The 24,072-nt window shown below is 48.2% G+C and carries 12 protein-coding genes; 2 read left to right on the plus strand and 10 right to left on the minus strand.

Features of this window, described 5'->3' with window-relative positions:
• Nucleotides 1-399: 399 nt before the first annotated feature.
• Nucleotides 400-4,080, minus strand: a complete 3,681-nt coding sequence (locus J2736_RS22505) for a polysaccharide lyase family 8 super-sandwich domain-containing protein (protein WP_310500841.1) — start codon at nucleotides 4,078-4,080, stop codon at nucleotides 400-402.
• A gap of 320 nt (nucleotides 4,081-4,400) precedes the next feature.
• Here J2736_RS22505 and J2736_RS22510 point away from each other — a divergent pair, with 320 nt between their 5' ends.
• Both J2736_RS22510 and J2736_RS22515 read left to right on the plus strand, forming a co-directional pair.
• On the plus strand, nucleotides 4,401-4,991 hold the full coding sequence (locus tag J2736_RS22510; RefSeq protein ID WP_310500842.1) for a TetR/AcrR family transcriptional regulator: 591 nt from the start codon (nucleotides 4,401-4,403) through the stop codon (nucleotides 4,989-4,991).
• 63 nt (nucleotides 4,992-5,054) lie between these two features.
• Nucleotides 5,055-6,455, plus strand: a complete 1,401-nt coding sequence (locus J2736_RS22515) for an MFS transporter (protein ID WP_310500843.1) — start codon at nucleotides 5,055-5,057, stop codon at nucleotides 6,453-6,455.
• A 90-nt stretch (nucleotides 6,456-6,545) separates the two neighbouring features.
• On the opposite strand, the gene J2736_RS22520 is transcribed toward J2736_RS22515, so the two are convergent.
• From J2736_RS22520 to J2736_RS22560, 9 genes are all read right to left on the minus strand, one after another.
• Nucleotides 6,546-8,228 (minus strand): hypothetical protein, encoded by a 1,683-nt coding sequence (locus tag J2736_RS22520; protein WP_310500844.1) that lies wholly within the window; start codon nucleotides 8,226-8,228, stop codon nucleotides 6,546-6,548.
• A 29-nt stretch (nucleotides 8,229-8,257) separates the two neighbouring features.
• Nucleotides 8,258-10,375, minus strand: coding sequence for a phage tail protein (locus J2736_RS22525; RefSeq protein ID WP_310500845.1), 2,118 nt, complete (start codon nucleotides 10,373-10,375; stop codon nucleotides 8,258-8,260).
• 80 nt (nucleotides 10,376-10,455) lie between these two features.
• Nucleotides 10,456-12,696, minus strand: a complete 2,241-nt coding sequence (locus J2736_RS22530; protein WP_310500846.1) for a putative baseplate assembly protein — start codon at nucleotides 12,694-12,696, stop codon at nucleotides 10,456-10,458.
• A 19-nt stretch (nucleotides 12,697-12,715) separates the two neighbouring features.
• Nucleotides 12,716-15,790, minus strand: coding sequence for a baseplate J/gp47 family protein (locus J2736_RS22535; protein ID WP_310500847.1), 3,075 nt, complete (start codon nucleotides 15,788-15,790; stop codon nucleotides 12,716-12,718).
• Between the two features lie 49 nt (nucleotides 15,791-15,839).
• On the minus strand, nucleotides 15,840-16,241 hold the full coding sequence (locus J2736_RS22540) for a GPW/gp25 family protein (protein ID WP_310500848.1): 402 nt from the start codon (nucleotides 16,239-16,241) through the stop codon (nucleotides 15,840-15,842).
• Between the two features lie 33 nt (nucleotides 16,242-16,274).
• A complete protein-coding gene (locus J2736_RS22545; protein ID WP_310500849.1) occupies nucleotides 16,275-17,000 on the minus strand; it encodes a phage baseplate assembly protein V in 726 nt (241 codons plus the stop codon).
• A complete protein-coding gene (locus tag J2736_RS22550; RefSeq protein WP_310500850.1) occupies nucleotides 17,000-18,088 on the minus strand; it encodes a phage late control D family protein in 1,089 nt (362 codons plus the stop codon). The genes J2736_RS22545 and J2736_RS22550 overlap by 1 nt, the downstream gene beginning before the upstream one ends.
• 4 nt (nucleotides 18,089-18,092) lie before the next feature.
• Nucleotides 18,093-18,719 carry a CIS tube protein gene (locus tag J2736_RS22555; RefSeq protein ID WP_310500851.1) on the minus strand — a complete coding sequence of 209 codons (627 nt, stop codon included), beginning with the start codon at nucleotides 18,717-18,719 and terminating at the stop codon, nucleotides 18,093-18,095.
• Between the two features lie 65 nt (nucleotides 18,720-18,784).
• Complete coding sequence (locus J2736_RS22560; protein WP_310500852.1) at nucleotides 18,785-24,046, minus strand: hypothetical protein; 5,262 nt, start codon at nucleotides 24,044-24,046, stop codon at nucleotides 18,785-18,787.
• Nucleotides 24,047-24,072: the final 26 nt, after the last annotated feature.

A 24,072-nucleotide genomic window follows, 5' to 3' on the forward strand; every position in this document is an offset into this window, starting at 1 on the left:
ACTGAATACTGAGCATTTTAATCGGTTAGCCCTATAAAATCAAGTATCTCGAGAAATAAGGATGACCCGACTTCATCACATAGACGAAGTCGGGCTGTATTTGTTTCCAATAATCTTAGCTAACTTATGATTCGAAATAAACGGCTATACCGTCCTTTATCTGCCTTACTTTCTCTACCTATCCCCATGAGTCCGAAATGACCGAACTAATTTCTCTGTCGGCATCCTAGATTGTCCAATAGTCCGAATTAGCTGAACTAATTCCCCTCAAATGACCGCTACATCCGAAAAATGGTCATTTAGTTCGGTAAAATCGGACTACTCACACTTTTACGCACGAAATCGCCGATTTAGTTCAGAAATATCGGACTACACTCACTACCAGCCCCTTATAAAGTCTTATGACTTTAAAAAGGATATAGCCTTTAACAACTTTTCGGCGAATCCTGTGTCAATCTTTTTACCTGATTGTGCACGAATATGATTTTCTAACGCGTTGAATGCTTGTTGAACTTGTGTCTGATTTGCACGCTTCTGAAGAACATCAATCATGACTAGCAAGCTGTTATAGATGCCTTGGTTCGTAATCCAACCTTGCCCATAGGCATACCTGACTAATTCATCCAAGTGTCCTATATCCATCATTACTTTTAGCGTGTACACGGATCTGGTTTCGTTCCCCGCTATATCCCTTGCCGTAACGACTATGGGATGATCGCCAATTGAAAGACTTAATGGACTGAACGTATAGGGGAGGCTTACTGTTTGGCCATTCAGCTCTAGTGACGTTTCTGCGACTCCGCTCTCAGCATCCCTTATGTCGAAATTCAAGCTGCCGCCCGCTGTCCAATAGACAGCCATCGAAACGGTTGGTGTGATAACGGGAGCTGTCGTGTCCTTCTTGAACGTTACGACATGCGTTTTGCCTACGGATTCTGCTACATTGATCTGGAGCTTTAAGGTCGGCAACGTTTGTACAACCGTAACTGTCTCGTCACTACGCACGAGGGATAGTGCAGCCTTGTTCAGCTCCAGCGTAATCGTGCTTTGCTTTTGTGTTGGATCGGATACAGCAACGGTTAACTCCGTTTGGGATTCCTTCACCATGACGGAAGCAGGATTGTGCACGGAGATAAAATCCACCGTTCCTGGCTGCCAGAAATTCGCCGCGGTAATGCCGAGCTTCTTCTCTTTAACCGCATGTACATCCGCCGTATTGCTCAGAATCTCTACATCAGGCGCATGGCTGTATTGTGCGGTAGCCTGAGTGTCTTTATGCGGCAGCATCACATACGCATACGCAGCATTCGAAGGCGTTGCCCCATGTTCAAAGGCCAGGCTCATGTAATTCCGAGTCATTGGCGTGGCCGTTTGGCCGCTGTTAATGTCGCTCCATTTGCCTGTTCTGGCTTCACGCAGTCCATACACGTTGGCCGCTTCTGGGAAATAATAGCCAATATCCGTTCCCGGCATATTTCCCGCCAAATGAGCCCAGTTAACGTTCTCCATCGTTTCCGACCAACCAAGCTGAGTTGGTTTGGCTGCTCCGTTCACGGTTAGCACATTATCACCTGCATCACGCAACTTGCGGTTATCAATGATCGTTTCAACAGGCTGTGGTCCCGCATTATTACTTGAAATACCTGCACCCAATGCAACGATTTCATCATCGAACATAAACCACGACTTTTTGCCTTGCAAGTCGCTTCCAGTCACTTTCGCCAAGGAAAAGTCCATGCCTGATGCACCGTAAAGTCCCTCAATCGTCGTGCCTCCTACCCATTCTTTCGCATTCATGTAAGAAGTCCAGTCACCTGGCGTCACGCCTTTGCCAGAACCATTCGTTGTCGTACCTGGTAAACGAAACGAATCTACTGTTGGCCAAAAATCATTGCGATACTGGCCTAGATCTTGATCGTAAAGGTACGTCATACCAATCCCTGTATACCACCCTTTTAAGTTCTCGGTATTCCCCTTTTCAAATGCTGAGATCCGATTGGAGAACATGCTGATTCCGAAACCATATCCCTCGCGCAAATGAACAACACGGTCCATTCCTGCGAAAATTTGGTTTTTGATCAATTCGCCTCTAGGCTGAATCGAAGCATCGTTCAAGAGATTTTTCACAATACTCAAATCATAAACAGATAATCCATCGAAATAATTGGAATATGTCGTATCCGACGCAATCCACGCCTTCGCCATACGCTTAATGGATAACGCTACATCCGCCGGCGCCCCTTCAGCTAAGCGAAGCAACGTTGTGATCGTACCTCTAGCACTGCCTGAAGCTTGCCTCGACATGCCTCTGCCATTGACCATATCCATATAGAGACCTTTATAAATTACCGGCTCAAATGTATCTGACACCCAATTGTAGACGTTATTGACGTTGGGATCTGTTACCGGCCAAGGGGAACCGTTCAACAAGTACGTCATATCGGCGGCTCTGCTTAACCAAACAGCTCCATATCCAGCCGTATACGCAATATTGGTATGTTGAACAAGGGAACCATCTCGATAAACGCCATCTCCATGCTCGGTGTAAGCAAATTCCGGACCGATCGCATCGCGGCCTTGTATAAGCCTTGCACTATTATTTCCGATCACACCCCGAACGGTAGCCACCAGTGCTTTATCCAGCAGATTTGCTCCCGTCATTTTGACACCTTTGACACCAAGAACGGAACCTGCCTTTGGATCTGGACAAAATTTATCAATCGGTTTGATAAACTTGATGATTTGCGCCTGTGTCAATTGCCCGTACATGAGCACGATGAGATCATTTAAGGCTTGCGGGACACCGATCTCCCAGTCAAACCAGTTTCCATATGGACTCTTGTTTTCGTTATATCGATTCGTATACATCCAATCCATCGCGCTCACGATATCATCGCGCAACGCTGTGTTGTGATACAAGGGCGTCCCTGGCATGGAGTAGGCTAATGCCATTGTTTTTAAGCGAGCATACGCTGTGCTAATCTGGCTTGAATCTGTTGTGCTCGTCATATCGCTCCAGACATGTGTGCGATTACTAGCTTTGTTCACGCGATCCCACAAGCCGGTTTGATCTGCATTCGATACACTATCTGCCAGTTTAGTGAGGTTAGCAGCCATATCTGGATCCGCAGGATTGAACAGGGCACCGCCCGTTAGTTTATCGTTCCATTTCTGTCGAAGCGCACTATACGATGCTGCCATTTCCGCTGAATCAACGTTTATTGTACATTGCGCCGAAATCGTTCCATCTGGTGTTGAAACGGTAATCGTTGCCGTCCCAACCCCTACAGCCGTCACTTTTCCATTGCTGTCTACTAGGACTGCATCCGGATTGCTGGTAGTCCAAATGACCGTTCTGTCCACTGCGTTCGTCGGAGTGAGCGCCGCTGTGAGCGTAGCCGTTGTATCTTTTGTCATGGAGAGCGCGCTTGGATCCAACGCAATTCCTGTTACGCCGTTATATTCCTCCAGACTCACTTCATCGAACCATACTTTCCCCATACCCGTCTCCAGAAATGGTTCGATAACCAATTTGGTTGCATTCGTTGGAATCGTCATAAAAACCTGTTGCATCTTCCAATCGTTCGTACCTACCAATTTCGGGGTTGAGGGACCATCTCCAACTTTGCTTGCATTATAAAATTGTGTTCGGAAGTATGCACCTGTACCTGTTACATTCTCCGTTTTCAACCACATTTTCAATCGATAGGATCTCCCCGCGGCCACTGATGTTACCGTCTGATTAATCGAAACTCTGCTTGTTGCAAAGGCATCTACCAATACGGACTTACTTCCCTCATGGGCTGTCGTGTTATCCAGGGTGACATTGACGGTTTTATTGGGCGCCTTCCCGCTTCCCGTAGGTATCCATAGCCCCCAACCCACAGGAGCACTCGCACTGCTCCAATTAGCATCCGTGGTCGTTGCCGCCTGTTCGAAGCTTCCGTTCGTCATCAGATTCACCGCAGCAGCTTCCGCCTTTTTGGTTGCGCTTTCATAAAATGGAGCAGATGAGGCAACTAGACTCCAAAGCAAATTAACAGCTAGCAGCATACTCACTTTCTTTTTGACCTTCTTCATCAATTCATCCTCCCGTGATCACATTCTTCTTGCACATATCCGATCGTACCTGACCGCTTCTGCAGTGACAATGACCAATTATTGCTTCGGAAATAGGAGAAGACAAATACAAGAGAACCCCGTTGTTACAGGCTTCTCTATCGATGCAATGCACTTTTTTTAACCTATCTCAATCCTTCATATCCTTTTAAGTGCCTGCTAGACTGCACGGGCGACACGTTAGCAAGCCTGCTTTGAAATCGTTATTGACTATAACGGCTAACCCGTATAATATAAATGTCAGTGACTACTGACATTTTGTTCGGAAGAGGGATAACGCTATGGACAACAGCAAGATGGGAAGCGGCGATAAACTGCTATTAGCAGCACTCCATTTGATCGCGGAAAAAGGCTATAACGGAGTAACGACGCTGGAAATTGCCACCGCGGCTGGCCTCAGCGAGAAGACCCTATTTCGCCATTTCGGCACGAAACAGAAGCTTCTTGAAGCGGCTTTCGACCGTTATCATTATGCGGAAGAGATGAAGAAACTGTTCGCCGAGAAGCTCGTCTGGGATTTAGAGAAGGATCTTCTTCTCGTGAGCACGACCTATCATGAGATCATGAATCGGAATCGGAAAATGATTCAAATCTCCCTCAAAGAGGATGAGGGGCAATTGCCCGGCTTTCGTGCTCGCACTCAGAAGCATCCGCAGCAGCTACTTGAGATATTAACCAACTATTTCATTGAGATGTCCCACAAAGGGAAAATCGTGACATCGAATCCTGAGCTGCAGGCATTTTCATTTATCATGATGCACTTCGGGGCGTTCATGAACGATCTCGATCAACATAAAAGCTATCCTGGCATCGGCTTAACACCTTTCGTACAAGAGAGCATCCAACTATTTGCTAGGGCTTTACGGCCTTAGTTTTTTTCTCACCACAATGTCAGTAAGTACTGACAGTCTTTTTTTGAAAGGAAGTGTCCTTTTATGGCAACCAAAATACCACTGCAAACCGCTGACAAATTAATGCGCGTTCTCATGTTCACCATGACCTTCTCCATGATGAGCGGCGTCATGTTCAACATTGCCCTGCCCAAGATCAGTAAGGAATTTGCGCTGACGATAGCCCAAGTGAGCTGGTTATCCTCTGCTTATATCATGATATACGCCATTGGCGCCGTCACATATGGAAAGCTCGCTGATCGTTACAGGTTAAAAGATATCGTTACTTTCGGACTCCTCTTATTCGCACTAGGCTCTGTCATCGGACTGACGTCGCAAACCTTTGGCATAGCGCTCGTCGGACGCTGCCTACAAGCTGCCGGTGCCGCGGTCATCCCTGCGATCTCCATGATTATCCCGTTACGCTACTTCGCTCCTGAACGACGAGGTGCCGCATTTGGTATGACGGCTGTCGGCTTAGCTTTTGGGAACGCGCTTGGGCCCGTCATTGCAGCCCTCATTATAAGCACACTTCACTGGCGTTGGTTATTCGCTGTTCCGCTCGTTGTACTGGCTGCACTTCCCTTTTACCGCACTTATTTAGGCAATGAGCAGCCTGGAAGATCCAGCAAGTTCGACTGGGGTGGCGGCGGATTGTTTGGCATCACCATTGCTTTACTACTGCTCAGCGTAACTAACGGCTTGTGGCTTTTGATCGGAGCGCTGCTCGTCCTAAGTTTATTCATGGTGCGAATTCGCACTGCGGGTGAGCCCTTTATTGCACCTAAACTATTCCAAAATCGAAAATATACACGGGGACTTACACTCTCTTTCCTTATCAGCAGCAGCTGTTGCTCACTCTATGTGCTTAGTCCCTTGTTGTTAACGGATGTTCAACAGCTTCCTTCCTTATGGATTGGCTTTGCCTTGGTTCCCGCTGCTGCTGCGTCTGCCATATTTGGCCGCAAAGGTGGCAAGCTTGCCGATGCCAAAGGTAACTCCTATGTCGCCTACATGGCTTCCGGCTTATTGCTCGCCTGTTTCCTTCTACTTGCAACGTTTGCGGGCAGCTCCCCCCTGTTCATTGCCGTTTTCCTTGTTCTTGGCAATGTAGGTCAGTCCTTCATCGTCATTGCGGTGAATAATTCTGTTTCGCGAACCCTGCCGGCAGATCAGATCGGTGTGGGTATGGGCATGCTCTCGATGGCCAATTTCATTGGGCAAGGCATCGCCATCAGTTTGTATAGCAAGGCCGTCGATCTGGGATCGGCTTCGATGAGTAACTGGAATCCCCTTTACAGTCATGGATCCGGTGTTATTTTTAGCAATATCTATGTCGTGCTTGCGGGTTCGCAGCTCTTGATTCTAGGAATTTATTATGTGTCGTTTGGCAGGCAAAAGCTACATCGCAAGGGAGTAGTGAAAGAGGCTACAACTGCTTCTTAGTGTAGACAAACCATTGGCTTACTCCTTCCCAACACCAAAAACACAAAAGACCGTCCCGAACAATTGCTTGTTCAGGACGGTCTTTTCACTCTACTCCGCTTCGCTACCCGCTGATGCTGCTTCGCGCATTGCGGACAGTGCCTCGTCGATGGAGTCGCCGTTACCGCCGCCAACCGCGCTCGTCATCTCCGCACTATACGCCCACCAGCGCACGCGCACATTGCCTTGCTCGCCGGATTGCTGCACTTTCACGCCGATACGGAATGTCCCCTTCTGCGGGTACGCGATCGTTCCGATCTTCACCTCAGGTGCATCTGGCTCAAACTCACTGCCTTTGAACACGTCGGAAGCACCGCCATATACGCGATCTCCGCTAGCAAGAATATCAGAGAAGGAGTCGCCGCTTCGCTCTTCTAAGCTCGTGATGATCAACACATTCCCCTCGCCAAGCCCGTGTACAATCTCTCCAGAATAGAAACTCTTCATCGCTCTTCCGAATGGAGATACAGCAATCTTCGTGAATGGTTCAATCGGGATATCCACATATCCACTTACAATGCCTGCAATTCCACTGCCACCACCAGCTGGAATCCCCAAATCGAAAGACAACTCACTAATCAAAGGGTTATAGTTGACGTTCAGCTCTGGTGTTTGGCCTGGTGCCAACGTTTTTACCTTCGACTTCGTTACGAATTGTCCTGCTGTTTCTTCGCGATACTGAGCTGCTTGCCCGAGTCGATACATCACGGACGTATTGTAGACATATTCACCGAACGGTACTTGCTCAACACTTTCAATGACATATGTAGGTCCAACTTGGATCAAGCATATTTTGGCCAAATAAATACATGGCTCCGATGGCGCCTCTAAGGACGCTTCCAAGGATTGCTTCACGAAATCCGACATTAACCGCTCTTTCACCGCTTCGGTTACGATGCTAATCTCACCAATGGATTGTGCTTGCAGCTCCAATTGTCGATCGTCAAGTTTCAAAGCCGCTGTACCAGCTTTCACACCGACTGTCGCTTTGACAGAAGCCGTGCTATCAGCGCGAAGCAGCACCTTCATTTCGTACTCACTCTCTTGCGCATCCTGCGGCTCTTGGAACACGATATTCGTTCCATTGATCGCCTCGACGCGGTTAGCATCCAGATCATACTTGAAGGACAATCTTCCTGCTTTCAACGTTTTCTCGAAGCGCAGTGTCATCTCGAACAACTGCCCTGGATTCACATACCGCGGAGTCGTTTGCAGGACACGTACTTGTTTATCCTGGTACAGGACAATCGTCTGATCTGACAACGTAGCCAGCGGCAATGAAGCCGGGTCCGGCGCATCCTCGCGAATAAATAGACGGTAGCTTTCTAACACACGATTATAATCATTAATTTCGTCCGAACGGACGGAAGAGTTCGCTACAGCGTGAACGGGTTCTTTTTCTTTTTCATCATAGGCAATGCACAAGTATACGTTCTTCGCGTACTGGTTGTTACTGAATCCATCCATCATGGACAGTTTCATTGTCATCGGAGATGGTACGACAATTTCACGTCCTAGGGCATCAATAGCAGCACCCATTTCGACCGAAACGGACTTCTCATCCACCGCTACAACTTGCAATCCTGTTAGAACGCCGGAACCATGCAGCAACCGATTCATCATGCGGCGCTTATCATTAAAATACTTCTGCTCAGACTCGAAATCTCTGACCGTCAGCAGCTTCCCATAGAAATACCGATTGCGTTCAAACGGGTAATAACGTGATTTTTTCATAGGGATACCCTCACCTTCTCTACCATTTATTATTCGATTTCGGAATCCAGTCCCAAGCGCGTATGTATATCCATCCGTTTATCACGATCCACATCGATCAACACCGTGTTATAAGGCATCGATGAGCGATGATCGAGGGTCAATAAGGTTGGCTCAGATAAGTACGTATTAATACCGAGGTACGTATGCATATCCGCATACATCCAAGGTTGCAACACAATTAGTTTGCCTTCCGTATAGGCTGGCTTCTGATCGTCGATAATTTGCTCAATCACTAAGCGCTGTTCATCCGTACGCACGCTTTCTGGCTTAAGGAGGACACAGAATGTATACGGATTATCACCATATAACTGGGTGAAAAGCTGTCGCAGCTCTGACGTCTCTTGCATTTGCTTGAACTGAAAGTACTCCAGTATGAATGGCTCTGCACCTGTGTAAATCTGAAGCATATTCATCAAGCCTTCACGCGTGCCCCGCAGCTTGTATAATTCAGGTGCTCGCTTAATGAGCTCTCTAAGCTTCTTCTCACCCCAAGCCTCGTGCTCCGTAATGGCTAGCCAACCGCCTAACCACTCCAAATACGGCCCCGACACAGCATCCGGATCAAAATGACCTGAAATCTGATCAATCGTATTCTCCATATCGTCAAAAAACGTAGAAAACATCGCTAGAAACCGCTCCAAGAATGGGCTATGCTCCTCATCCTGCTGGTACATCGGCGGTAAATAGGCAATCAACGAAGTCCGCGGGTAGTACACTCGCAGTTTGCGAATAAAAGGTGATTTCTGCTCGCTGCCGACCAGCTCAATCTTGAACCAGAGATAACGCCCCTTCGCATGCATCAGCAATGCATCCTTTGGATTCAAAATCGGTTCAGACCATAGGTCACGGCTCGCTCTTAGCTTTTCTTTGACCGAGATCGTCGGATCTGTGAAATAGTCAGTGAGATTGACATAATCCCCATCAACCATCCCTTCACTTTCATCCGAGGCAAAATACGAGAACCGAACCTGTGTCTCCTCTGGAATATCTGCTTCGAGCCGGATTTTGTGCCACGTCGTCTCCGTCTCCGTCGTATCCAAATCAGCAGAGAAGTACACCGCCTCTGGCAATTGGGTATCCTCCAGCAGCATCGTGCGCGCCCTAAGGTCTAACAAGCTGATCTGCCCACTTAACCGATCAAACACATACAGGCGATTGCGTCCATCCTGTACCAATTTATCTGTTCGTCCTCGAAAGCCCGTTACTTTATCCAAGGGGTCGCCATTGCCGCGATATTTTAAAATAAACCGCTCTGTCACACCTTCTTGTTGCGCGTAACCGCTATCCCCTATATAGAGATTATGATTCGTATCAATGGAAATTCCGGCAAATCGGCCCTCATGCTCCAACTTGAAATGAAACGGCTCTCGCCCATCTTCATGGAAAACCGTCACAGATCGTTGCTGATTATCCAGCAGAGCTATGGTTCCATCTGTGGCCGCCGTATAGTAACGCCCCTGCAGCTCCGCAATCGGAACCGCCTCCGTCATACGGTGTGCCTCATGTTCATACACATGCAGCATCTCTCCAGCTGAATTCCACTGTATAATGCCAATCCGCCCGTCTTTCGGGACTTCGGGACTTCCATTCATACCAACCGTAATGTCCAAAGGTACCGCTATATACAGCATATTCGTAGCTTGTAACTTCGTATTCAAGGAGAGCGGATATAAACTCAAACCTTCCCAGGACTGTATCGCCCACATGGTCTGACCGTTTGAGATGGAGTAGAGGGCAAGTCTTCTCTCTACCCCTTCGCTGGCATCCGCAATCACAAGAAGATCCGACATCGATGCCAGCATCGCTTGTGAGCTAAATAATTCATGGCCCTGACGAAATAGTAACTCTCTGTGTCGGCTTTCGTCGTCATAAATCCACACATTCGCTGTCTCGTCCAACAAGATTAGCTTTCGCCCAGGTCCCACCGTCATCTCATGAATCGGAGGAATACCTTCAAGCTCATCCGTACGAACGATGCGATGAATGCTGTACTTCTCCGTCTGCTGAATCGACAATCCCTGCTCCAACATATGAATATTAGCCTCAAAGCCCTCTTCCCAATCCATCCGCTTGTTTAGCGAAAAAAACGTTTGTCCATCCTGCATCGTTCGTCACCTCTTTTCTGTACTTCAACATCTACAACCACTGCTTCCCTCACATCACCAACCGACAGCCTCACCGGTACCTACAAATCCGTCTGACTAATCGTTTCGATTTCGTGAACGCCTGAATACACCAGCGCATACGGCGGGATATGAATGTCCCCAGCGCCATCCTTATGGAAGCCTGTTCCTTCAGCGTCCAGCCAAATGTCCTGCACATACACGACACCTTTAATTCGGGAAATGACGCCGTAAATATCTCCCTTATACACCGTACGCCCAAAACGCCAACCTTCCGCGCCTTGCCCATGATCCATGGGTTGAAGCAGATTTCGGAGCTCGATCGCGATCCGCCGCTGCTCGTTCTTATACTTCGGCTCCATCACCACAACTGCGTGTACGGTGATCTTGATATACTCCGCTGGAATGACATGCAGCTCCGTTGTCAAAAGGCGATGCCGATCCAGATGCTGCTTGATCGTCTGCAAGAAACCTTTGCCAGCCTTAGGCTTATCGCTCTCGCTGTAAGGCACAACCACCACGGTCATCTGCGCCGGCGCCGATACCCGAGGGAAATCCCGCATCCCCGGCTTATACAGCGGGATCGCCTTCACCCGCGCGACGCGAAGCCCCGGCGCCGCCTTCGCGATCGCCTCGTAGTCCTCGGCGGTCACCGCGCGCGTCGGCGCAGCCAGCTCGCGCTGCACGCGCAGCTTCGCTTGCGCGAGCGTCTCCGCCTCCAGGCCGCCTCGCGCCGGGAACGGATTCGTCACGCTCACGCCTGGCTCAGCCGCGAAGCCCAAGCCCGTCACGAGGCCGTCCTTCACGTTGCCTCGTACGCCCCCGCCTGCCTGCAAGGCCAGGAACCGAATGTTCGGTTCCCCGGACTTGCGCGGCACCAACCCCGCTTCGTTATTCCCGAAGCGGATCGTGCCTGCAGCGGCGTCGTAGACGTAGTGCCGGTCTGTGGACTTCGAGTTATCGAAGTCATCCACGGCCGTCCAGTCGTCCCAGACGACGCTATCTTCGCCGCGCGGACGATAACCAACCTGCAGCAGCATGCTGCTAGGTACATACACGCGTCCGCGACTGATCTCGAAGGTCTGCCCAGGCAGACCTTTGCTGCCTCCCACAAAGCGGCTGTAATCAAACTCAGCCGAGTAAGCAATCAGCCGCACCCGCTTCGCGCCCTGCGGCGGGATGCTGCCATGTACCCCGTCGCCGAAACGAAGACGGGTTGTCCGACGGGCCGAATCCTGCTGCAACTCGCAGCATAGCTCGTCAGGCCCGCAGGTACTTAAATCAGCGACAGTGTGCCAGTCGCGCCAACGCCCACGCTCGTCCAACACCTGGACGGTATGCAGTCCGTTATAGGCAAGATAAGAGCTCAGCTCGTAGCTTTGACCTGATTCGCCTGAGCTATTGAAACCAGTCACCTCGCTAAAGGTTTCCTGCTCCACAGCTCTTACCGTGTTCAGCGTAATCTTTTCAATCTTGGGAGCCAGCTCGTAGCCGTCCTCCTCCAGTGTACAGCAGATCCAATAGCGACTGCGGTCATCTGCCGGATACAAGGACATCGGCTTCATTTCGGAAGTGACGAGAAACTTGAGCTCACCACTTTGTGATAAATGAACGGTATTATCCACCGTTGGCTCAATCGGCAGCCAGCTCTCCGACTGTCCATCCGTGTCAGCACCGGCAAATGACCAAGTCACCTTGGCGGATGAGATCATCGGCGCTGTTTTCTCAGCATGATGGCTCACCCTCACAGGGTAACGATCAAATAAATTAAAATAGATCGAAATCTCCGTGTCCATTGGCAGTGCCCGATCGAATCCGAGATACAGATGCGCTCCCTTGCGCGCCTCAGCACCAAAGGCGTAGTAGGCAATTTTGGCCTGATTGTTAGAGGTATAATCGGCGGCTGCCGTTTCTGTACGCACCAGCACTTTCTCCAAAACAGCAGGAACAAACTGTATCGTTCCCTGTGTCTCGAAGCGTAGATCCATCGCGGTCAGCGGTGTCCCTTTAGGGAGCACAAGCTGCTGCGTAGCGCCTGTAAAGGTCACATCGCAAACGGCGGATACCGCATCGCGCGGACGAATCCCCAACAACTTCAGAAACTTGCGTTCACTGCGTTCTGTCACCCGATTTAAATAATACTGCTGCATCTCGGTCATCCAAGACATTAACTCTAGCAGTGTAATCCCTGGGTCATGCTCATTCTCATCTGTCCATTCTGGAAATAGCTTCGGAATCGACTTCCGCGCCTCCATCACCATCTGTTCGAACATCCGGTCATCTAAATTAGGTATAGGCAGCACTTGTGCTCACCTCCTTCGTTTATAGTACGTTCACAACAACCTTGTGCTTTCCACTCACAATCATGCCATGCGGCAGTGTCGGCAGACGATTGACATCCAACTCCACACGTTCGCCGTCTTCGATTTTGTAAACGGTCATGTACAGCTTCTCGACATGGCTGATTGCCCGAATCGATTTTAACAAGGCATAAAAGACAGAAGGATGAATTTGTTGACCGATCGCCCAGCCCTTGTTATCAAAATTGCCCGTTAACGGATCAAGGAATCGATTTAATTTCTCCAAAGCTTGAATTTCTGTCTGAACGACGGCGTCCATCCCCTCCACAGCAACAATCGCTGAGACGGAGATTTCCATATACACAGGCTCGATAACCTGCAAGCGCTCAGGAAAAGCAACCAAGCTTGAGGCACGTCCAAGAATGTATCGCTCGACTTGCTTTTTCAACTCTGGGAACGTCGAACTGCCTTGTTGTCCTTCTTTGGGCAAAATGACAAGCGTCATCGCTCCAATTTCTTTGTGCATGTACGCATTCCGATTCGGAATACACGTCACCTTCGCGATATTCGGATAGGCTTCTCTAGCCAGCCACTCGTAGTCTTTGGACGAAACCGCTCGATTACGATGCTTCAAAAGCTCCGGCCCCCGCGCTAGCGCGGACTCCAACTTCTCCGCCTGACACCCGCCCGATGCGGGCTCCGGGTTATAAACCTCCCCAACAAACGCAATCGAATCCTGCATCTGATTGATCTGTCGAGCGGCAACATTGCCAATTTTACCCATTGTCACTTGATACGTGACCTTCAATTGCTCCAATCCGCCCTTCGGCGGGTGCATTCCATGAACACCATCACCAACTCGGATACGACCGAAAGTATGATCAATGAGATAATGCCGATCTCGGTTACCCGATAGCGTTAAATCACGAACAGCCGTCCAACGAACCCACACCTGTAGAATGTTGCCTTCCGAATCGCGACGGATATCCATCAGTGGTGCTCCGGATACCTCGTACTCCGAGATCTCCTCTTCGGTTACAAAATCAGTTTCATCCACCCATACTTCCTCAGATACAATTCCTAGTCTGCTGAGTTGGTATTCCGTTTCGTCCAGCCCTTTGACATCAGGAACTTCACCAGTAATTGTCTCCTGCTGGAGGACATGTACCGTGTTCATATAGACGCCCTGAATGGTCGGAATCTGGACACGATCCGTCACATCATCGTAAATATCATCACGATTCGTTGCACGAATCCAGTAGCCATCCTGCCCGAACAGCGATACGCCTGCAAAATCGGATGGACCTACGAATTGTACGGTTCCACTCTGCGTCAGGCCATTCGTTTCATCAATAACCTTGAGTGCCACCCACTCTGGCGGAGTTCCCGGCAGCAATCCTGCTCGTAAGTATTCCCACTCCAGCATAGGAACGTCATGCTCCGAGAAGCGCTGCTGTTTGATGGATACGAATAGGGAGATCGGACCTCTCACCGGTGGTGTATCGAATGAAAAGCATAAAGCTGGATGGCTGCCTTCCAATGGCTGAAAAGGTTCAAAACCGCCTTGCAATTGACGACTATGCTTCGTCCGCTCTTCATAAACGGTATTATTAAAAGCTAAGCAGCGTTCCGCTTGATATAAACGATCCTCATATGCATACGTTAAAGCTACTTCATCTATCCAAGGTGACAAATACAACGCCTGCGCGATATACGCATTTTCGATATGCAAAATCCGTGCTCTAATCCAGCGATTCTCATTCCCGTTCACATACGTAGGCTGCAGGTCAGATGGGCATTTGAAATGGATCTCCTTATGAACCTTTTGCTCCACTGGGTAGTAGAAAAGCTTCTCGGCATCCTTCCCCACATCGAGCCTCACCCAAGTCGTACCATTCCAATATTCCCAAGCCACTTGAAGAACCGTTACATGCACGACAGGTGCTTTATCGAACTTGCTCTTCTTCATGACCATTTTCCAATCGATAGGATCCGTCTGTTCCGCCCCAAAACGATTCTCTCGCGCCTGCAATCCGAAGCTCAGCTTAATATCGCCATCGGTTTTCGTAAATACTTCCTGACTTCCAATATAAAAGGAGCCATACAGGGCGAATTGATCTCCGAATGGGTAAAAACCGGACGGGTCAGCATCAATGTCATTGTAGAACATTTGATCAGGCGGGATGCCGCCAGTCTCGAGTGTATCCACATAGTCTGTTTTGAAGGAGATGTGATCCATGGAAAGTCTGCTATCAGCCAGCGTTTTGCGATCGGTTACGTGTGGCTTTAATCGACATTGAATCCAACGCCCCGTGATGCCATTCACTTCTTTCGGAGCAAGTTCTTCACGCATACTTTTGAGCAAAATAACTCGATTATCCTTCGCCTCTACCTTGTCGAACAGTTTCCAACCATCCGCTGTAGCGTATAACCATTCGGTAAGATTAGGATCTGCGAGTTGACTAGACATCCCAAATTCTTCAAAACGTTTCGTCGAGTTACGGAATTCGATCTCAATCTGCGCCGGATGAGTGACGGTGAAAAGCGAGCTGTGCTCCAAATACAAGGCATGTTCCTGTAAATTATCGCCATCTTGCAGACGGAATAACTTCTTCGGCATCGATAAGCCTTGACGGCTGGCGGTTAAGAACTCATCCGCGACCCGAACGATAATGTCCTGCTTACGGCTCGTTACGTAGATGCTTGTAAGTACCGCTGGCGTTAACAGCGCACTTCGTGCCGTTTCATAAAGAACCGTATCCGCTAGAACAGCCGCTGCAATCTGTGTCCCTGCGGAAATATACACCGACTCTTTCGTTCCTTCATTCAGCGCGAACGTTAGATACCCGCTTGCTGGTCTAGCTGGTAACAACGTGACATCGAACATATTCAGAAATGATATCAAATTCTTCGTAGGCACGCGATTCAATCGCTTAATATTGTCATGAAACATATCGGCAAACATCAGGAATAGCGCTGAACCTGGATCCGGGTTCTCAGGCGTAAATCGCCACTCTGGCGTATAATACGGGGCCATTTCCTTCATTTGAGCGATCAGATCAGGTATGTCTCTGGGATCAATTTTGGGAGGCTGCACAGCTCCACCTCCTCTCTACACGTCTCGTCATCGCTTCCGCATCCTCTTTCTATTTCGAACCTTCCCATAAATAAAACGGATAAACTTGGTTAAACAAGTTGTTCGTTGTACGTACCTGATAGGCAATATGAATCATTACTTTAGCGGGATCATCTATTTCGGGTACAGCTTTCACTTCAACCTCATGAACCCGTGGCTCCCAGTTTCGGATGGCTTCTTCAATATTACTTTGCAGCAAATGCAGCGTTGTATCATCGGTTAAGCCAAATATAAATTCTTGAACTCCGCATCCAAAAGAGGGACGCATCACGCGCTCTCCTTGTGTCGTTCCCAAGATAACGCGAATCGCTTCTGCGATGTCTTCCTCATACTCGGACATTCGGATCCTTCCTGTTGCAGGATCAACCTGAATCGGGAATTTCCAGCCCCGTCCCAAAAATGCTTCCGACATCTCGCCACGCCCTCTCGTTAATTGATCATAACGTTAGTTAATTTTCACCATACTACCTTTGATATTAATGATGCCATCTGACTTCAGATCCAGCGTCGCCCCTGCCTTCAAAGCCATGGTAGCAGAAGCTTCTATATTAATTTGCGTAGATTTAATTTTGATTTCCTTCGTGCTTTCAATGCCGACTTCACCTTTGGCGTTCAATGTGATCTTAGATGTTTGGCTGACGACAGATATTTCATTCGCAGACCCGCCCTTGATCAGAATCTTATTGTTGCCACTGGAATCAGCAATTGAAATGCTTTGATCCTTATCTTTAAGTTCAATAATTTGACCTTTTTTAGTCTTCAAGGTGATGCTCTCGTCACCACTTTTATCATTAAAAGAGAGCTCATGACCAGAACGTGTCTTAATCATGCGCAAATCATTTTTCTCAGCAGGTGGAGGTGGCATATTCTTCGGATTCCACAGCATACCGATGACGAAAGGCATCCGTAGCTCGCCTAAATGGAAGGCAACTAACACTTCATCCCCTACTTCAGGGATAAAAAGACTGCCCATTTCCTTACCGCCCATCATTGTTGCGATGCGTACCCAATCGGTCTCCGTCTCCGTTTCTTGCATCGGAAGCTTGAGTTTTACTCGTCCCATTTTATCGGGATCCGCGTTATTCGTTACAACAGCCACCATGACGCCGCCAATCTTCTGGCTGGAAAAATCGGAGATGCCGCCAATTGTAATATCGGGAGTTTTGAACATTAGACTGCATTCCCTCCCAGTAAAAACCGAGTCGTGTAACCTTCGTCATCCAAAATGTGGGTTGCCCCTGTCACATAATAAGGCTGATCAAACGTCTTGCCTATACCGCTCAGCTTAATATAGCGCCCCGCGCGAATCTCTGGAATGCCAATGCATTCCCCGCTGCCGCTTACGAGCTTCATGGCTCGGCGATTCAGTATCGCATCCGCATAGCTTTTAGCTTCTTCAACGGAGCTTACATTTGTATACATATGCTCGACGAAATCGCCCTTTGAAGCTAAGATGTCCTTGCCCGTCTTGCTATTGGAACCAAGCTTCGTCACGCTGGCTGATTTGCCTTCGATGACCTTTAACTCTTTATTATCCCAAGCTCGAACGGTTACGCCCGTAATTTGCTCGGCCAAATTGTGATCGATCATTAAACTGCGGATTGTCTTTCCCATCTCCAGTGTCATCACAGCTGTCATTGCCGTTAATGGCTTACGGAAATATAAATTCTTCCCCACTATGAAAAAATCATAGTTAACTAAATTCGCTAAGTTTTGAATAAAATGATAATCATTGATCTGACTCTGCGAAAGTGCTGGAAATTCGGTTGTTGTTGCATCTATATGTGTCTTGAAGCCATATGTCTTGGCAATTTCTTCAACAACATCACTATATTTCTTCTTATTCCAAGAACGAGACTTCGTCCCCTTCATCATCAAATAAGAAATATCCATCCCGCGTACCACGAGACCAGGAGCACCGCCTTCTGGAAAATCCACAACCACGGAAGTAATTTGGCCTGAAAAGACGGCGGTGAATTTATCAACATATCCCAAACCAATATCAATGGCTTTACCTAGTGAGAAGATAGAAAGCCATTGAAATTCATTTTTCGTAATATCATAAGCATTGGCTATTCGAAAAGAAAAGGAGTCTGCTGTTCCATCAATCGATGTCTCCACCCGCAGGTTGTCCAGTGCGATATCATCCGATATCTTAGTGCCATCTACTTTAATATCATAGTAAGGGGCATAAAAGTCGCCGTACTTCTTGGCCAAATCGTCAAATGTAAATGAGCTTGTTTCTAGATCTAAGGCCATAGGCTTAATCCAACCTCGGAACTGAAATGCGGCGTCCCGTGGTCACTTTCATTGGATTATCGATACCATTTGCCTTCGCAATTTCGCGCCAAAGCGTAGGATCTTCGTACTCATTGGCAGCAATCGTCCACAGTTGATCGCCTTGGTTGAGCATCTTTAATTTCGTTCTATCTGCAGAATGGCGTGGGATTTGCTTCAACTGATCTTTCTTACTGAGCGTTGATTTAAAAGTCACTTTCAGCTTGGCACGCACGGGAACTCCCGTATCGAGAAACATAGTGAACTGTTGGTTGACTTTCTCGACGACTCCCTTGAAATCCAGTGAACCCCACACAAATCGACAAAGTGGCGGTGCATGAATCTCCTTTTCAACATCCAGAAGACCTGAAATCTTCGTCGTCAACTGACGAACATCCGTCCCTTTCTCATAGGTGTCAAAATAAAGATCCATCGTGAGTATCGATGTTCCTCCACTCACGAATTGTGCAATCGGCATGGACAGACCCGGCACTGTTTTCCAAGAATAGCTGTTGCCGGTGTCGAGCGTATACTCGCCCGGATTGAACATCACTTGCACATTTTCGGTTTTGCTGCCTTTATGAACAATAATCATCGCTTTCTTGAGCGCCATAGGTATCCGTCCTCTCTGCCATTATGTATATAATTAACGTTATTAACGATTCATATGATTACACATTATACACCACGCCGTTGCCGCTCGAACTTCATCTTTTTTTCAATTTCGCGGTAGACTTTCTCCGCAATCTTGGCGATGTCCAGCTGTGGAAGCTGCTTAACCAGCTCTTGCAGCTGCTCTTCGCTTAGCTCCGGTGGTGTCTGTTCAACCGGTGCTGCTGGCATTGATTCTTGATCCGCGACCGCTTTGGTTCGCAGCCAATCCATCTCCAGCGGTGTATCTGCAAGCTGACTAGTTATAGCTTGTTTATGCTCCAGCATGCTGATTGGCGAAGCCAGCTGCTCTTGCCCTGCAGCCGGCACGGACAGCCCCGTTGGCTGTATGCGCGACTGCATAGGCACGCTCCTCACAGGCGGGCTTGCCTGGCTCGCGCCGATTGGCGGCTGCGGCGTTCGCGCCTGCATGAGCATGCTCATTGCGGGCATGCCTTGGCTGCTGCTGTTCGTGAGGCTGGCGGCGCGCTGCACGCCAGCTGTTGGTGCTGCGGCTCTGCCGGAGGCAGCCGCTTGAATGAGACTGCCCATCCCGCGGGAGGGCAGTCGTTGTGCCGCTGCGGCGGGCGAAGCCGCAGCCATGCCCGCAGGAGCAGCGCGTAGCGCTCCTGCGCTGCTCGCCAGCACCGGCATGACACGTTGTGTCATGCTTGCGCTCTGGCGAGCCCTTGGCGCGCGTGCAACGCGCGTGCCTGTCACGACCTCTGCGGCAGGCGAAGCCGCCGCAGGTTCAAGGGCTTGTGCGCGCTCTTCCACTTGCGCGCTGATCATAGCCCTAATGGTTTGCTCCGCCGATTCCACTTGAAAGCGGTCCGCTTCCAAGTGGCTCTCCGAACCACGTTCCTCTCGCTTAGGCTCGCGCTCACGATCTTCGACGATGACTCGTCTCTGAACGTGTTCGGCTTGCGCCTTTGACCAAGTTACCGTACCGTTTCGTGAGGTTTCTGACACCTCAGATCTTGGGTTAGAACCTTGCCTACTATCACCTTGGGTTGCTCTATTCATTAACTGCCTAATTCTCGTCTCGCTAACTCGTTGAATAAGATTATTCGCGCTTTGCATGGTAGCTTTCTGACTTGGCAACTGACCTTGTGCTTGGATAACAGTTCGTCCTGCTTGAGCAGAGCTTGTCGTGCTTACTCCTGCAGATTCATTCACAGAGCCCGAAATGGCCTTCCTGGCTATCAAGTTACCAGACGATTGCTCTACGGAACTTCTTCGAAGGATATCACCTGATTGTTTGCGTTGGTCAAGAGTGTCAGCTGTTACTAGATTAGCTCTTCTTGCTTGAATACCACCGTTCTCGATGCCTAGGGAACGTTGAACGAGCGAGCCTTGTTCTATTCTCCGCATTCTCCTCAGCTGCAGAGAATGGCCTATACGATTATCTTCCGATTGCCTGCTACGATTCCCAAAATCAGAAGTCCGTTGTACACGCTGCCCACGTACAAGCTCTCTAGATGGTGGATTAAACTGCGCGTTCCTATCTCCATCTACACGATCAGCTTGTAAAGAATTAGCTAAATCTGAACGATGTTGTTCTGCTTCTACGTTTTCTTTATTTCCCTGGATCTGATTTGATAAAGAATTCTGTTGTATAGGATCGTTGGTTAGGGATTCCTGTGCCTGTCCTGATTGTAGATTTCTACTTTGGCTATCCTGCTCTTTATCCGTGGATCGTATCTCCTGCGCGCTTAATTCAGACACACTGGAAGTCTGTAAGGTTGGAGCATGTTGCTGCTGATCCACAGCACTTATTCGTCTAGTTACCGTGCCATCTTCTACTCGGCCTGCTCGAAGTGTTAACAGACTTCTCTCCCATGTTGGGGATGATCGGGTTACCGAGGTACTCTTCTCACCACTTAATACAGATGATGATTGCGTACCTATCGGTGACTTTTGTGAAGTAAACTGTCCTAAATCAATTTTACGCTGAATTGTAGCTTGCTGCTCTCTCACACGATTAACGCGAGACTGACTTCCAGCCCTTCTAACCATGTCCAGAGGTGAAAGTCTCGTTGATTTGCCATTCGTACGTGCACTAGTTGTCTCATGCAAGCTTGATTCGTTCACTGATTCGTTGACAAGCGATTGCGTCTGGCTTGAAGCAACAACACGACCACTTAACCTATTGGCACTCGACATCTCCGTTGAAACGTTCTTTATACCATCTTCGACTGAACTAGTTGGTCCGAGCAACCTGCGCTGAAGCTGACCTGTTCCTTCTCTAACCTTAGACTTATTACTCGAAGTCACATAAGTGATGCTGTTGCGTGCTGCCTTCGATGCAATTTCAGCAGCTAAAGTTTGTTGAACCGTCGTTCCTTGCGCTACTGATGGGAAATTAGTTTCAGTGGAGCCTGGCTGTGCCTGACCTGTTAATTGGCTAGTACCTGCTTCAGATTGGCGATGCGCAGAACGCAGCAAACGCACAACCTCTCGGCTAGTGTTAGTTTTACTTTCCCCCTGCTTAACTGACATTGGAACTAAGATTCCAATGGAGCGAATGCTTGCATCTGCAACTCTAGCTGCAATCTCTTTAGCTAATTCCCCAGCAGGTCGATTGTTCTTCCCAACTTGGGATTGATTAGGGAACTGCTGATTGTCTGGCTTAATGGTTTGCAGCCTGTCGTTATCAGCTTGCCTTCTAAACGTAACTTCTGAATGAAGGGTATCATCTGCTTGTGCCATAGGTCTCATCTGAACAACACTCGGAGCTGCTTCTTCCAATTGCTTTTGTTCTTGTTGGAGATGGGAGCCTCGGCTCACTTGATTTTCTTTTTGACGATTCTGACGATGCAGTGGCTGACTACCAAGCAACTGCTCATTTCTCTTGGCTGATTGACTTAGAATCTTCGGAGCCATTAGTGATTCTCTAAAGCTTTGTTGAATAAGCTTACCTGCTGATTTAGTTCGTATATCTGTGCCTTTACTAACACTATTTGTACTTCTAATGAAGAAATCATCAGAAGAGGGTTGTCTTTGTATGGTAATGAGTTGCTGCAACCAGCTCTCGTTGCTTTGTATTTTCTGTGATGCGCGCCTCTTCTCCATCCGAACAGGCTCTGTGTACACCTGACTTGGGTAGGCCGTCGCACTCTTAACTCGTTTGGAAGCTGCTGTGTCCTCTTCTGGCTCTTGATACGTTCCAGGTACAGGTACTGCATCTTCTGTTTGTAATCTTATATCCGGAAGACTAGCGATGGATTCATTAGTGACATTAAACGAAGTACTCGCCGCTTCTTGCGTCGTCGGAATGCCCCCGCTATTTTTACGTGGTCTTCCTCTCTTTTGCTTAACCGGTTGTTCCACGGGTTGCAACCTCACGAATTCTGTGAAGCCAACATCCTCATTCATTTCTTGCTGATCTAATTGCGCTTGATAAACCTCATTGCCTTGTGGCGATCCCACACTGTCCTTACTTGGTGTTTCTTGCTGTTCACTCTGTTCGTACAAACTACTTTTGGGTTGTAATTGCTGTCTTTCTTGTTCTATCTGATTTTCTTGCTGTATCCGCTGTTCTTGCTGTATCTGCTGTTCTTGCTGCATCTGATTTTCTTGCTGTATCTGTGTTACTCGTTGTTCCAGTTGTTCTTGCTGTTGCGCTAGACCTTGTCTGGCAGCCAATAATTCAATCTGCTCATTTAACTGTGAGGTTTGATGCTGCTCTTGTAACTGGTGCAGTCTCTGAACAACTTCCATTGTGCCAGAGCCCTGCTCTTGCCGTTCACTGGAAAATGCCTGTTGCTGCAAAGCTTCTTCTTGCCCAGTTATTTTGCGCCATACTCTTGTCGTACTGGAATCAAATTCTCTCATCCCGCTGCGACTAGGACTAGCCGTTCTGGTTGAGGCATGCATAGATCTAGGTAAACGCGAAGTTAAGCTCGCAGCATTAATTGCCAAGGGTTGTCCACTTGAGGAAAGAAAACCTTTTGCTAATGCTAATGAAGATCTATTACTACTTTTACGTGTAGCATCCTCAGTCTCAGCTTGTTCAAGATAAGCTTGCTTACTTGCTTGTGCTTCCTGCTCCTCGACGTGTTTAAGCAATAAACTGCGAATAAAACGCACGGCACTCGGAGATGATTTCCCCGAAAATGGACCCTCGCCAAGCTTCAACGACTTTCTTGTTTCAATTGGCGATATTTCCTCTGTAAAGCCTGTTTCTAGCACTTCAGCCTTACGCCTAATTGGCGAACCTGACGATGATGTTCCTCTATGCTGAATTGGCGTTTGTGTTACCTCTTGTAAAATAGCCTTAGCCATTCCCAAAAGCGATGCACTTGCCGGCAGACTTGCCTGCTCAGATCCGAGAGCACCATTGAATTTATCTTCGCTATGCCCCAAAATCAGTTTCCCCGATTGGAATTGTTCCAACCAATTGGACGTATTTCGTATCGCATCAACGTGATTAGCAACATTGGAATGATTGGACTTCTCTGCCTTCTTCTCATCACCTTTGATTGCCCGGGCTGAGATCTGAGCTCCGTCACTCGATGCCTGTTTATATAATAATTGCAATGTTTTTCGCTGAATATTCGTTGTAGGACCTGTATGTTGAACGCCATTCACCATCGGGCTCGGTTGATTCGTCTTGCTGCTTGTAGAATGAGCTAGCATACCTATCGAAGCAACGAGCTGCCTCATTGAACGCTGAATAATCGGTGAATTTCGTTTATTAACGACGTTAATTCCTGCTTGGACAGACTTCACATCGCCATCTTTAGCGACATGAACGTTCTCTTCCCTAGTCAGGAGTTGACTTTCTAATGCCTTGGATTTGTTGCTTTTGCGTCCTCTCTTTTTCTTGATTGGCAGTTCAGCAACTGCTGGTGCCAGTTCAGAGGACAATCGTTTCATTTCTTGTTGTTTCTCTTCTACAAGCACTTGCTTCGGCAGACGATAACCGCTTTGTGCGACTAACTTCTGTATATGTTCAATCGTTTGTTGTTTTGTTATTAAAGGTGCTGACTCTGGGTGTTTCAAGCTTTGCAGCTGTACTTGCAATTGTAAGATCCATGCGCGATCACTTGGGTTCTGAATGGTTGCTAATTCTTTATCCGTTAATAATCCCTTGCCCTTAAAAATCAGAGCAAACATGCCTAAATAGTTATTTCGATCCCATCCATACTTCCCCATAATGCCAGAAGCAAATTGCTTCGCCTGACGAGAAGTGTGACCGACCGTTGTTGTGCGATAGCCTTTAGCAAAGCGCAATTTACCTTTACTCTTCTTACCAAGGGGTTTATGCGATTGTCGAGATTTCATGAACAATCCCCCTAAATGTTTTCATA

The sequence above is a fragment of the Paenibacillus qinlingensis genome (assembly GCF_031455095.1).
Classification (GTDB): Bacteria; Bacillota; Bacilli; order Paenibacillales; family NBRC-103111; genus Paenibacillus_E; species Paenibacillus_E qinlingensis_A.

Coding starts and splice junctions, on each gene's coding strand:
- J2736_RS22560 (WP_310500852.1), bottom strand. CDS start 24,046: ATGAAATCTCGACAATCGCATAAACCCCTTGGTAAGAAGAGTAAAGGT.
- J2736_RS22550 (WP_310500850.1), bottom strand. CDS start 18,088: ATGGCCTTAGATCTAGAAACAAGCTCATTTACATTTGACGATTTGGCC.
- J2736_RS22505 (WP_310500841.1), bottom strand. CDS start 4,080: ATGAAGAAGGTCAAAAAGAAAGTGAGTATGCTGCTAGCTGTTAATTTG.
- J2736_RS22555 (WP_310500851.1), bottom strand. CDS start 18,719: ATGGCGCTCAAGAAAGCGATGATTATTGTTCATAAAGGCAGCAAAACC.
- J2736_RS22545 (WP_310500849.1), bottom strand. CDS start 17,000: ATGTTCAAAACTCCCGATATTACAATTGGCGGCATCTCCGATTTTTCC.
- J2736_RS22520 (WP_310500844.1), bottom strand. CDS start 8,228: ATGAAAAAATCACGTTATTACCCGTTTGAACGCAATCGGTATTTCTAT.
- J2736_RS22525 (WP_310500845.1), bottom strand. CDS start 10,375: ATGCAGGATGGACAAACGTTTTTTTCGCTAAACAAGCGGATGGATTGG.
- J2736_RS22515 (WP_310500843.1), top strand. CDS start 5,055: ATGGCAACCAAAATACCACTGCAAACCGCTGACAAATTAATGCGCGTT.
- J2736_RS22540 (WP_310500848.1), bottom strand. CDS start 16,241: ATGTCGGAAGCATTTTTGGGACGGGGCTGGAAATTCCCGATTCAGGTT.
- J2736_RS22510 (WP_310500842.1), top strand. CDS start 4,401: ATGGACAACAGCAAGATGGGAAGCGGCGATAAACTGCTATTAGCAGCA.